A 13,744-nucleotide genomic window follows, 5' to 3' on the forward strand; every position below is an offset into this window, starting at 1 on the left:
AATCATCGACTCCCACTAGCAAATTTCACAAGTCTATCACAGTTACGTCCATCATCATATTTAATATAATGTTTCTTATTAATTTTCTTAAGCTGTCTTTGTTTTACTAAGTATGCTTCTACAGCATGAATTACATCATCTTCTGAATAAGACACATATCCTGGTAATACGTTTTTAATATTTTCTTCAGAAATTGGCGTATTATTTTGGAACAAGTAATTAATAATTGGTTTCTCAAGGTATACAAAATCAAAAGAAATACTTGAATAGTCCGTCAACATTAGAGAACTTCTTTCGATTAATTCCCTTACATTTGCTTTATTAAAATCGTGAATTTCAATATTGGGTGATGTTTTCAAGCTATTTAAGATACCTGAATTATCCTCTTCTAAAAGTTGACACGTCCTCGGATGTAAACATACATCTAATATAATATTATTTTTTTCTAACATTTTTATAAATTTACTATTATGCAATAATGATTGAATTGCTGTAAAATACTTACTTTCCATTAATTGCTCTAGATTTTGTATATTTTTTCGCCAAGTAAATGTCATCATGATACGTTTTTCTTTCTCTTTATTTTGTAACGTATCAAATCGAGGAAGCCCACAATTCCAAATCTCTTCATTATTGTAACCAAAATGATTTTTAATTATTTGTGTTTCTAGATTACTACTTGTCAAAATATAGTCTGCCAAATCTTTATTGGAATGATATACATTCTCTACCCGTCCAGGGAGAATGATACCATGTTGGATAAATACACGTGTAGCTTTTCTTAAATGCTTTATATTAGATGGTAATAGTATATTTACGTTGTCACTACTAAATACATATTTAGCATTCATAGAATAAATAATATGTTTTAAACTATAGAACGGAATAACGCGTCCTAGCTTTTTAACCTTAGCATAATCAGGAGATTTTTTATCGATTAAATAGTATACATTTTTGTTAGGATACTTTTCCCTACAATGCTTGAAGAACCAATATCCGGTATCACTTGCAGAATTCCCTAATTTTTCTCCTACTAACCAAATTTCTTTTTTATGAAGTAATAGGTGTGAAATATCTTCTGTTACTACTCCTAAAAAGAGTTTTAATTTCTTAGATTTACTAATATAATTATTGTTTTTAATTTGCTTCATCGAATACTGCTTTTTTCGTATATTAGAAGCTACTCTTCTTTTTAAATATTCCCACTTGCTATTAAATTTTTTGTAATTCAAAGTCAGCTTACTTCTGGTCTTAACAATAGGAATAATCTCAAATCTTCCCTTGTCACTTTCCATGAAGTAATTATTTGCTTTATAAATGAAATTATTATTCATACCTCCAAGTGCTATACTCTTTTGAACGCCTAAAAAGTCAGTCTCAATAAAAAAGTCATATCCACCAGGTTCAATATTTTTATCAAATTGAATGGTAACCTCATATCCACCATGACCATACTTAAAACGAGAAGAAGAAAATTTATTATTATATGTATAGTCTGATGTAAAACGATATTCTACTTCATTTTTTCGATGTTTCATTATAATAGTATGTTTAATGTCTTTTTTATTCGTTATTGAAATATTGTTAAAATAAGCTAACCCTCTTAAAACCATTTGGTTATCCATAAATTTGATATCAAGTAAACGATTAACTAGTTTAGTAGATTCAAAAACGTGTGTAATATCAATTAAAATTTCTTTCTTCTTATACATGAAAGAAAAATAAAAATTATCGTTACGCTTTAGAGTTTTAAAAGGAAATTGATCTACATAATCATACATCGCAACCTTATTAAGTAATTGAGATAAAGTTATTAGCTCTCCATATTTTTCAGTAATCAGAAGTGATAATTTAGCATAATTCATAATAGAAAAGATTTTTATTTTTTCTTGGTCAAAACCTTTACTAAATAAAGTATCTTTAATTATTTTCAATGCTTGAACTTGCTCATTTTCTGGATAATCGAGAATATTAGCGATATGCTGATTTGCTTCTAACATTCTATAATATTGAATATCATTATGGAACTTCTCTAACCTAGCGATAGAAAAACCATTTTTATTGATAATTTTGTCTACCGCCCTCAATGCTATTTGCAAATCTGATAAATTTTTAAGTGTTTTTTGTTGAGTTGTGGACTCATTATCTGTTTCACGTCTACCACGATAATAGTACACGAAATCCTCAATCAAAATCGTCTTTCTAGAATCAAAAAAGCTTTCAATTGCAAATAAGAAATCTTCTCCATATTTAATATGCTTATTAAAACGAGTTCTTTGAATTAATTCCGATTTATAAAATTTAGCGCACGAACTTGGGAATAAATATAAAATTGGATTATGCTTAATATGAGTCTCCTTATACCCTTCAATGCTACTTTCATACTTATATCTTTCAGCAAATCTTGGGTTTACCTTAGAGGATTCAAAGAACGATTCACCTACAAAAGACATCATTTTTCCTACAACTAAATCTGCCTTTTGTTCCTCTGCATATGAATACATTTTCTCACAAGCATCAAGCCCTAAATAATCATCTCCATCTAAAAATGTAGTGTATTTCGCATCAGCTAGATTTATACCTACATTTCTTGGTTCTGATGGACTTCCTGTATTCTTCAAAAATTTATATATGATATTTGTATGCTTACTCGCCATATCTTTAATAATACTTTGCGTCTTATCCGTGGATCCATCATCTACTACAACAACCTGTACATTTTTAAGTGTTTGATTTAATACAGATTGAATTGCTTCCTCGATATAGTTTTCAACATTATAGCTTGCAATAACAACTGCCGCATTATACTTGTATTCCTTTTCTTGATGTACACTTTGTATTTCTTCTACAAGCTTTTCAATATACTTCTCATTCTTTTTGGCAGGGTTTAAAACTTTAATTAAGGATAAATCAGAATAATTATTTTCTTCAATACTAATTATTCTAGCATTCGGAATATGGTCTTTTAAATATTTATAATACTGCTTAAGTTTTGTATTCCACGCTCTAATTTTATTAATGTTTTTAAATTCCTTGTATTCACCATCTTTTAAATATTGTTCTGATAAGTACATTTCATGAATAATTACCCTATTAGCAAAATGAGTATTTAAAAGTTTTATAAACTCATCACAATATTTTTTCCAAAGAATAAAATCAACATTTGAAATTACATTAGAGTTCTTTTGAATCTCTGAATATAGATTACTATCTTTTAATAACCAACTATCTAAAATCATAGTATTTTTATATTGTAGTAAATTATATCTTTCATCTAATAAATCAATAATAATATAATCTTTTTTTCTTCCTAACTCTTCAATATCTCCTACAATTTTTTTATTTAGTTCGTTTGCTAAAATAATTTGTTTATTATATACCGCCGGTTGTATTGCCTTAGGATCAACATTTAATGGTGTAGACATTACATCTATAATAGATCCCAGTGTATAATCAATGTCAACGTATAATTTTTCACGTGAAATCATGCTTAATATTGTACCTGTCTCATAACCTAAAGAGATAATGTTCATTGAACTCACCTTTCTAACTGTGCCTAGCCTATAATTTCATCAATTTGTTTCTCTAACTCTAAGTAATATCTATCATTAAAATGATATGGGAAGCATCCCCACAAATGTTTTGCATCGCAATAGAAATAGCCCTCATCATTCGGTCTAATTACATTTATCCCTGGAAAATTATCTTTAAAATATTGATGATAATGAGCTAATAGTTCATTGAACTTACGAATATAGTCTTGATTTTCAAATAAATGCATCTGATTTTCTTTTAAATAAGAATTTACCATTTGAACTTCATTTAAAATAATTTGCTTTGGATTCAAATGTTTTTTTAGTTCCTCAATGAACTTAAGACAGTTCTCCTCCCAAATTCTTGTTACATCTGAATCAAATCGATCTAATACAGTAGCATTAAACTCGTTTTGTAAATTTGATTCTCGATACTCCCAACTTCTTGTCAGATATGCATTGCTATACCTTAAAATATCAAAGCGCTCTTCCATAAAGTCTATTACTAAATAATCTACTTTCTTAGCAATATCTTTTAAGTTCTTTACAAAGGTCTTATCTAAGTCTCTATGTAATGATTTTCTTCTAAAATTACTACTCAAAGATATTTGCTCTTCTTCATATGGTATTGGCTTCGATGTTATACTAGCCAAACTGCTCCGAGCATAGTAGTCTATTATTTCATATTTCGGACGTCCATTTTGCTCCTCATATACTCTAAAAATGTCTCTAGAATCACAACTTCCGAATATTAGTATTCTATTCTTTGAATCCTCATGACTGTCTTCCTGCTTCACAGTAAGATTATTACATAAAGCATCATGCAGACATTCATAATAACTAACACTTAGTAAATGTGGCCTTAATAAATACTTATGATTAGCATCTGCATAGTTCTGATTTATATTTATAACATTAATCCCCTCAAAATTTTCTTTAAAGAATTCATATTTCCCCTTTAAAATTTTATTAATTTTTCTAATCTCTTCTACATTAGAAAACTCTAATAATCCCCCGTCTTTTTTGTACTTTTCTGCTAAATACATTTCATGAAGGATGATCTTTTTGTTAGAAATTAACTTTTTTAACTCATCTATTAATAATAAGCATATACTGTACCATTCTTCATTAAGCTCATTTGGATAAATTTCATTCTCTTTTAAAACTTTCATTAATGAACTATTTTGAACATCATAATTTAAAGTAATAAAACTTCCATTTTCCTTTACCGAACTATACATTTCATCCAAAAAATCTATAATGATATAATCACTCTCTTTTACCTTTTGAGATAACCGTTTAAAATATCCTTTTTGCAATTGTTCTAGTGCATAGCGATTTAATTCTACTTTAGTTTGCTGCTGTAATCCTTTGATTGGTTTAGACATTAAACTCATTACATTTGTTTTGCATATGCTATCAATTAAAGATATACCTGGCTTGTTACATAACTCGAATAACAACTGACTTCCTGTTCCAATAGTAATAACTTTCATAATTTGCTTTCCTCTAATCTACATATATTTTTTAATATTTCCTCACAATGTAAACGTGTATCTTGTATTAAGTATTTTTTTCTTTTACTTTGGAAGGTGAAAAACGAATTTTCTTCTATAAAATATTGTAATATACTTTGAAAAACCATATCTAAATCAATCACCACAGGACCAAATAAATCTTGTTTATGATCAATCGGCCCCTCATTATAATGCCTAGAATAAAATTCATCATAATCAAATTGATAGAAAATAACGGGTTTCTTCATATAAGCAAAATCAAATGAAACAGTAGAATAATCTGTAATTAATAATTGATGTCTTTTTAATAGACTTTGTACTGTTTCTTCCCCCTGCTTAACAACTTTAATTCTTTCATGAAATACAGGCATTTCCGCACCAAATTTTTGAGTCTGATAATGTGGGAAGAATGTTAAGGTTAAATCTTTTTCTTCTAATATTCGGTGAAGCTCTTTGCTTTGTAAAAAAGACATATACGTTTGCCAATACTTCGATTCTTCCAATTGCTCTTTTGTTTTAATCCAGCTTCTCCAAGTTGGCATCAGCAAGATTTCATTCCCTTTGCTTTCATCTTGCAATGCATCCCAGCGTGCAAGCCCAGTTACGATGACTTCGTCTTCTGCATAACCAAATTCTTTTACAATATGATCCTTTTCAAATTGAGAAGATACAACAAATAAAGAATATCCCATCCGATTTTTATTTAATACATGATTTACTCGACTTACGCCTATTACTCCATGTTGAATAAAGATTTTCTTATTTTGTTGCCATTCTGGATAGTACTTTAAAATATGTTTATAATCTTCTGTGTACATATTTGCTGTTTCTGAATAACTGTTAATCGTTTTATCACAAATCAACAAATAAAATGTATGCTTAAAACTCCCAAATTGAATAATATTACCTAGATTTTCAATATTCTTATAGTCATTACATTCCTTATCAATAATATAAAAGATTGGAATCTTAGGGTTTTCTTTTCGGATATAGGTAAACAAGTGATAAGAATTATCTTGCGCTGTATCTCGCCTTTCACCAATTAACCATACCTTTTTTCTACGAAAATATGAACCAAATAATTTATAAGCTATGATTGCAAAAAATGCTGCATACTTTTTCCTTTTTAAAAGACCTATATCATAGCGCATTGCACGTTTTATTTCATGATATTTATTCATTATGTGCTGTTTCTGATTACACTTACGAATGTAAATTGTAGCTTCACTATTTGTATATTTCATTCTAATTTCTAATGGATTTATATTTTGATGCTTTGTATTATTGCGTAACTGCGCTAATAGAACCTTCATTGGTTCTTCTACAACAGTATTCCCTATGCTGAGGCGTATAGATATTTTCCATTCTCCCTCTTCTAACAAATCTTTCACATTGACTTCTATTGTTTCAAACCCCGCATCATTATAATCAATGGTATTGTTAGAAAATAGATATGTTATATCGGTACGTAAGGAGCTTTTTAGTTGAATTATTTTAGTAGTTCCTTTTTTACGAAATACCAATTCTTTTTTTATTCTCTTTGTCGACATATTTTCAATAAAGGCATACCCACTAAGTGTTAGAACATCTTGACGAAGTTTTATACCTTCGATTCGATGATTCAATATTAACTTACTGACTCGCAACAAAGCCTTATATCGAGGAAAAAATCGGTAAAGGTAGTAATAATAATTTTCATTTTCATAAACATGTTCTTTCGAAATCGATTCATCTTGAATAATAACTAATAACTTTTCTAATGATACACAGTCATTCTGTTTAATCATTTCTGTTACTAATTGATCACGTATATTTAAATTCTCTGTAATATTTGAAACGCATACGTTTGATAAAAATTCATTTCCCAGTTGAATAACCTGAGAGATCTGTTCTTTTGAAAAACTAGAACCTTTCAAAATAATAGAATCAACAAAAAACTTCCATTGTCTTCCTTCAATAAAATGAATAGATGAGGCTTTTTGAAGATCCATATACAAATCTTTTAACTTCTTTTGTAAGGTGACTAACTGTTCAAAAAATGTAATGTTCGCTTTTTTAGATAAATTCCCCCCATTATCTAACACTCTATAATTCAGAAGTGGAATATCTTGCACCGCAATACGTTCAGAAAGAAGTAAACACCTTTGAGTGAATAATAAATCTTCTCCTACCCATAAGCCTTCATCAAAAATAAGATCATGTTGTCTACACAACTCTCTTTTGAATATTTTGTTACTAGCAGATGGAGTAAAGTGTAATTCTGGATTCGTTGTAATCTGTCTGATAACCGGCAGTTTTTTATCAAATACTTTTTTCATATATGAAAGCGGCCAACGTCTATGCTCATTAAAACAAGTAATATTTGCGATGGCTATATCTGCTTTTTCCTGATTAGCCAGCTCCCATAACTTTTGATACGCTGTTGGATCGACATAATCATCTGCATCTAAAAATGTAACATATTCCCCTTTCGCATGTTGAAGCCCAACATTACGTGCAACACTTACCCCTGCATTCTTCTGCGTATAGACGGTTAAATGCTTATGTTGTTTTTCATAATACTGTAAAGCTTCTATACTATTATCCGTTGATCCATCATCTACAACAATAATCTCAATGTCTTTTAATGTTTGATTTATGACAGACTGAAGGCATTGAACTAAATATTGTTCTTTATTATAGTTTGTAATTACTACACTTAACTTCACTTTTCTCAACAACCATCATTCCCATCTTCTAAACCATACAATAACGTAAAAATAGAAAATAACCTTCTATTCTTTACGTTATTGCAAACCCTTATATATATCTACAAAGACATTTTTTTCATTATCCCAATTATAATTCCCACGTGCAGTAAAACAATTTTGTCTCATTTTTTCACGTTCTTCTGAATGATTAAGTAAATAGTTTACACCTTCAGCAATGGAAGCTGGATCATGTGAATCTACACAAACACCTATGTACTCTTTTTCTACAACACGTTGAATTTCAGGGAAACTACAAGCAATAACAGGTACTCCGCTCATCATGTACTCAAATAATTTATTAGATGAGGCTGAGTAATGATTAAAGCAAACATTATTTAACACCTGAAAACCTAGATAAGCATTTTTAGTATAATGTAGCAATTCATTTACGGGTACCTTTGGAATAAATTTTACCTTGTTTTCTAATCCTAATTCCATGACCATTTTTTGTAAGTCGGGTTTAATACGTCCATCACCAATAAACACAACTGTTCCTCTGTCAAACATTGGAACTGCTTGTATTAATTTATCTAATCCTCTTCCTGTTTGAATACCACCTTGATATAAAAGTATTGGTTCTTCTATTGGAAGATTTAGCATCTTATGTAAATCAACCGAATCACTTTGTTCTGGTTGTGTAACGAAAGGGTAATTATGAATCACTTTTGGATAGAATCCATACAAATCCTCTGCATATTTTGCACGTGTATGATTTTCCATAATCATTACATCAGCATATTTTAAATAGAATTTTTCCATAATCCCATAAATTTTACTGTTATATCCTGTACGACTTGTCTGCACTTCATGTGAATCATAAATTAGTTTTTTCTTTCTAAATACTTTTGCACATAACCATCCTTGTGGCAACGTATTCAGGTCATTAGAATGATATAAATCATATTTCTTTTTTAAACCATTCTTCACCATTTGGCTCAAAATATATGAACGAATAATTAAAGTTCTAATTTTTTTTGTAGAAAATAAAATGGCAAATAACAATAAAACTGCTGTAACAATCGGAAACTTCCATAATGCAAAAGCAGCACCCGCAGCAAATAGTAACTTTGTAATCACATTTTTCATAGCAAATTGCTTCACACGATTTACTGCCCCAAATACTTTCTGTAAAGGCAGCAGGCGATTATTTACACGTGTAACTGTAAATCCTTCTTTTCGCATTTCCCACTTCGGCAGGTCACGTTGTTTCCAATCATGAATACATATTAAATCTACTTCATATCCAGCTTCAGCTAATGCAGTACATTCTCTTAAAACACGTGCATCATTTGTGAAGTGGTTCCATACGAACATACAAACTTTCTGCTGTGACATCCTGTTCCTCCATTAAGTTAGTTAGTACTTTGATGTTGTTTTTCCACCTTAAATGTTGAAAAGCATAACCGTGTCCATTCTTCCCTTTCCTTCTTCTCACCACTTCGTTTTCAGCTAAAGTTAAAATATGCTTTCCTAACTCTTCAACTGTACGATCATGTGAGATAATGCCACACTCTGCTTCTGTAATAACTTTCTTTGCATAGCCAGACACGTCTCCAACAATAGGTTTCTGCATACACATATAGTCAATTATTTTTCCTGGTAATACTGTTTGAAATACTTTTTCATCTACTAAGCTAACATATGCAATATGCGCCTTCGCAACTTCTTTCAAAGTAGCACTACGACTTTTTGCCTTAACAATTTGTATGTTGGAAAGACTTTTTCTCTTAATAACTTCTGCTACTTCATAGCTTTTAAATCCATAACCAATAATTTTGAATTTAATATGCTCGTAATTCTTCAAATGCTCTGCAACGTCAATTAATTTTCTAATATCTTGCGCTAAGCCAATGTTCCCCGTATAAATCACTGTAATATGCTCTTGCTTCTTAGCGTCCATTGCTGGCTGATGTGTTACCATCTTTAATTCTTTCTCTGTTAGTGAATTGGGCATAAAAGATATAATGCCCCTTGGAATTCCTTTCAACTCAATATATGGAATAAATCCTTCACTATTTACAATAATTCGATCCGCTGAACGATATAAAAACTTCTCTAAACCATAAGCAATAGATAATACAAATCGATTTGAGAAAACACCAACCCCCAACAAAGATTCCGGCCATAAATCTCGAACATCTAAAATGAGATTAGCCTTTAACCTTTTTTTCGCAAATATACCTGCTAAGCCTATAAAAATAGGGGGTGTTGAAACAAATACATGATCATATTTTTCTTTCATTCCAAAGATAGCCATAATGAATCGAAAAGTAATCTCTAAATATAAAAACAGTCTTCTAATCATGTTATTCGTATACTTTCTTGTTTTCGGCTTAACACGAATTATTTTCTCGTTGTCTAAGAACTCCTCATCCCAAAATTCCTGATTTTTATATAAATTTTGATTTGGATAACGAGGATCTGTTGTAAGAATTGTGACATCATATCCTTTTTCAGTTAGCTCTGAATAGATATTCTTAATACGATTGGCAGCGCTGCCGATTTCTGGATAAAAATTTTGCGCCACTATCAAAACTTTCTTCATTTTATTGTCCCCCTCTTTTCCCACACACAAACTACGTCCCCATCCTATATTTGTTAATTTTGTTAACTACATACCCAAAATAGATTTTGAATTAATTTCCTATCTTAACTTAAAATTTACAAACTTAATTTCAAATTTACAAATACTAGAATATCATTAAATCTGACAAAATTGAACCTTTATGTTTAATAAATCTACCATTTTTCGACTTAAATACTTACCTGTTTACATTTATATATCCTAAAATAAAAAAGAACGACCAAAAGGTCCATACATATCGACTAATTGAGTTCATCCTTTTCGGATTGATCTAAGTAATTTTCATAAATAGATGTAGGTAAATTCCGGCTCACATGAGGAGTTTTAGAGGGAATAATATCTGAAAAAAATAAAGAGGCCTCCCAAATTTATTGGTAAGCCTCTTCAAAAATTTTTCTATAACTATTTCAATAAACGCTTTGGCAATTTATCAATATTCTCTAACATAATGCCTGTACCAACAGCAACACAGTGCATTGGATTTTCAGCGATTAGTACTGGTACTTTTAATTCTTCTGCTAGAAGCATGTCGATACCGTGTAGTAATGCGCCGCCGCCTGTTAGGATCACGCCGCGGTCAATGATGTCTGCAGATAATTCTGGTGGCGTACGTTCTAGTACACCTTTTGCAGCTTGTACAATGATAGAGGCGTTTTCTTTTAACGCTTCTGTAATTTCTTCTGAACATACTGTGATTGTACGTGGTAAACCTGTTACCATGTCACGTCCACGAATTTCAAGTTCTTCACTACGTGCACCTGGGAATACTGTACCGACTTTAATTTTAATGTCTTCTGATGTACGTTCCCCGATTAATAGCTTGTACTTGCGTTTAATATAGTTTAAGATTTCCATATCAAACTTGTCACCAGCCATTTTGATAGAGGAGGAGGTAACAATATCACCCATTGAAAGTACGGCAATATCTGTTGTACCTCCGCCAATATCAACAACCATATTTCCGCTTGGTTGGAAGATTTCCATACCAGCACCAACAGCAGCTACTTTTGGTTCTTCTTCTAAGAATACTGTTTTACCACCTGAACGTTCAGCGGCTTCACGAATTGCTTTTTGTTCGACAGATGTGATGTTTGTTGGACAACAAATTAAAATGCGAGGTTTTGAAAAGAAGCTCTTCACGTCCAGTTTGTTAATGAAATACTTTAACATTGCTTCTGTAATCTCGAAATCTGCAATTACACCATCTTTAAGCGGACGAATCGCTACAATATTACCAGGTGTACGTCCTACCATACTTCTTGCTTCTTCACCTACCGCTAATACTTTTCCAGTATTGCGATCAATTGCTACAACAGACGGTTCGTTTAAAACGATCCCTTTACCCTTTACATGAATTAATACGTTAGCCGTGCCTAGGTCAATTCCGATATCTCTCGCAAACATTCCTGCTTTTTCCTCCTTGATATTCAAAATCAGGTTGTACCCGAATTCTTTTACACCTAATTCCTGATTTTATCATAATTTTAACGGAAACGTAATATTTGAAAAAATAATTCTTCTGAAAAATGTTCCGTAATGATCAAGGAATGTTTGCCGTATACTGAATTATTGCCGCACGATTTTTTCTGTATCTTCTTTTCGATACTTTTGCTTCGTCGCTTCCCCGCCCCTTAGGTGGCGAATCGACTTATGATAATCAAGAATTTCTTTCACTTCATTTGCGAGCTCTGCATTAATTTCTGGTAAACGTTCTGTCAAATCTTTATGAACTGTACTCTTTGATACCCCAAACTCTTTCGCAATCACACGAACTGTTTTTCTTGTCTCCACGATATACTTGCCAATCTTGATAGTTCTCTCTTTGATGTAATCGTGCACACCACTCGCCTCCCTAAATTGGATGTGAGAAGTGTGAAATGAGACTCGCTGCATATGACTAAGAAGTAAATTCGAGTGCTGTTTGTAAGCGTTAAACATTCTGGAATTTATAATGAAATGATTCACGATTTCTCACCTCAAACACTCTCTTTGCATTGGTTTATACCATTGTATTGCCCACATTACTGATATATGCTACAAGTTCGGTATTTTTGCGGACTAAGTTAAGAAAAATTACAATTTTGTTTGAGAAATTAAAAAAAAGAGTGTATAGGAATGATTTCACAATCATCCCTATACACTCTTTCACTTACACACATTATTTAATTAACGTCATCTTATTTTTTTACTGCCTCATAATTACCTGAAACTATATCAGTAAATATATCCATATTCATTTGCGGCTTCATTACAAAGCTGTTGACTTCCAAGGGCCCATTATCTGGTCTAGCATACCCAGCATTTGTAGTAAATGCTAAATGGAAACCTAATTCTTTTAATAACTTAATTGAATTCTCATCATACGCTCCAAATGGATAGCAAAAATATTTTGTATTTAAAACATTTTTACTTAATTCAATATCTTTTTTTACATCAGCGATTGGTTTAGTTACAAAATCAACCTTTCCCTTACTAAGTTCATTATGAAGATCATGTGAATGACTCCCAAATTCAAAAGTATCCTTCATCTTCTGAATATCCAATTTGCTAAGAAACTGTAATTGTTTCGCATCAAACTTTTCTTCACCATCTTTTAATTTAGATGTAATTGGGAATGACGCTGCATGCATTTTATATTTTTTTAGAATTGGATATGCATACACATAATTTGATTTCCAACCATCGTCAAAAATAATTAAAACACTTTTATCAGGTAATTTTTTCTTATGTTTTACAAATCCCTCGAATTCTTCTAATGTCAACGTTTTATAACCATTATCAGCTAAATACTTCATTTGTTGTTCAAATGTTTCTACCGATAAAATTGAATCCATATTCTTGAATTTCTGATTTTCATTTTTTTCTTTTTCCTTAAGTAAATGATGGTACATCAAAACAGGTACTTTCTCTTCTTTAGTACCTTTACTAAAAACAGCAAATACAATTCCACCAATCAACACAACCGCTGCAGCAATAAAAATTAACAGCTTTTTTGAACTTTTACCCTTTCTAGCTTCCAAGTTAAAACTCCCCCTCAAACACAACAAAAAAACACAGTACTTTTTACAACATACTGCACCTCAATATTGCTTTCTTATGTAAAAATCACAATTAGTATTATACGTGCTAAAACCAGAAATTCCAATAGTTGTATAAAAAGAAAAACACCCCTGCTTTAGGAGCGTCATTCTTCCTGATCACATTCTTCCTCTAATAATTGATGGTGGGGAACTTCTTTCTTACTAGCGATGTAATAATATAAAGTAAATAAGATAAACAACAAAATAAGAGCAATCGACAGAACAAATAAAAACGACATAGAATCCCCTCCTTTTCTTAATATATATTCGAGAATTCTGT

Annotated in this window: 9 protein-coding genes; all 9 read right to left on the reverse strand. The window is 31.0% G+C overall.

The window, feature by feature from the left end; genetic code table 11:
• Positions 1-2: 2 nt before the first annotated feature.
• The 9 genes from KFD70_RS04500 to KFD70_RS04540 all read right to left on the reverse strand — a co-directional run bounded on the left by KFD70_RS04500 (position 3) and on the right by KFD70_RS04540 (position 13,703).
• Complete coding sequence (locus tag KFD70_RS04500) at positions 3-3,533, reverse strand: bifunctional glycosyltransferase/CDP-glycerol:glycerophosphate glycerophosphotransferase (protein WP_336451585.1); 3,531 nt, start codon at positions 3,531-3,533, stop codon at positions 3-5.
• A gap of 23 nt (positions 3,534-3,556) precedes the next feature.
• A complete protein-coding gene (locus KFD70_RS04505) occupies positions 3,557-5,029 on the reverse strand; it encodes a DUF6270 domain-containing protein (protein WP_336451584.1) in 1,473 nt (490 codons plus the stop codon).
• Positions 5,026-7,758 carry a glycosyltransferase gene (locus KFD70_RS04510; protein WP_336451711.1) on the reverse strand — a complete coding sequence of 911 codons (2,733 nt, stop codon included), beginning with the start codon at positions 7,756-7,758 and terminating at the stop codon, positions 5,026-5,028. The genes KFD70_RS04505 and KFD70_RS04510 overlap by 4 nt, the downstream gene beginning before the upstream one ends.
• A 78-nt stretch (positions 7,759-7,836) precedes the next feature.
• On the reverse strand, positions 7,837-9,135 hold the full coding sequence (locus KFD70_RS04515) for a glycosyltransferase (protein WP_336451583.1): 1,299 nt from the start codon (positions 9,133-9,135) through the stop codon (positions 7,837-7,839).
• Positions 9,086-10,345, reverse strand: a complete 1,260-nt coding sequence (locus tag KFD70_RS04520) for a glycosyltransferase family 4 protein (RefSeq protein WP_336451582.1) — start codon at positions 10,343-10,345, stop codon at positions 9,086-9,088. Before KFD70_RS04520 ends, KFD70_RS04515 begins: the two co-directional genes overlap by 50 nt.
• 441 nt (positions 10,346-10,786) lie before the next feature.
• A complete protein-coding gene (locus KFD70_RS04525; RefSeq protein WP_174100446.1) occupies positions 10,787-11,788 on the reverse strand; it encodes a rod shape-determining protein in 1,002 nt (333 codons plus the stop codon).
• A 162-nt stretch (positions 11,789-11,950) separates the two neighbouring features.
• Positions 11,951-12,223, reverse strand: coding sequence for a sporulation transcriptional regulator SpoIIID (spoIIID, locus tag KFD70_RS04530; RefSeq protein ID WP_336451581.1), 273 nt, complete (start codon positions 12,221-12,223; stop codon positions 11,951-11,953).
• A 338-nt stretch (positions 12,224-12,561) separates the two neighbouring features.
• On the reverse strand, positions 12,562-13,404 hold the full coding sequence (locus tag KFD70_RS04535) for a polysaccharide deacetylase family protein (RefSeq protein WP_336451580.1): 843 nt from the start codon (positions 13,402-13,404) through the stop codon (positions 12,562-12,564).
• A 164-nt stretch (positions 13,405-13,568) separates the two neighbouring features.
• On the reverse strand, positions 13,569-13,703 hold the full coding sequence (locus KFD70_RS04540; RefSeq protein ID WP_174100448.1) for an ABC transporter ATP-binding protein: 135 nt from the start codon (positions 13,701-13,703) through the stop codon (positions 13,569-13,571).
• Positions 13,704-13,744 lie beyond the last annotated feature (41 nt).

The sequence above is a fragment of the Bacillus pfraonensis genome (assembly GCF_050768835.1).
In the GTDB taxonomy this organism is placed as follows: Bacteria; Bacillota; Bacilli; order Bacillales; family Bacillaceae_G; genus Bacillus_A; species Bacillus_A pfraonensis.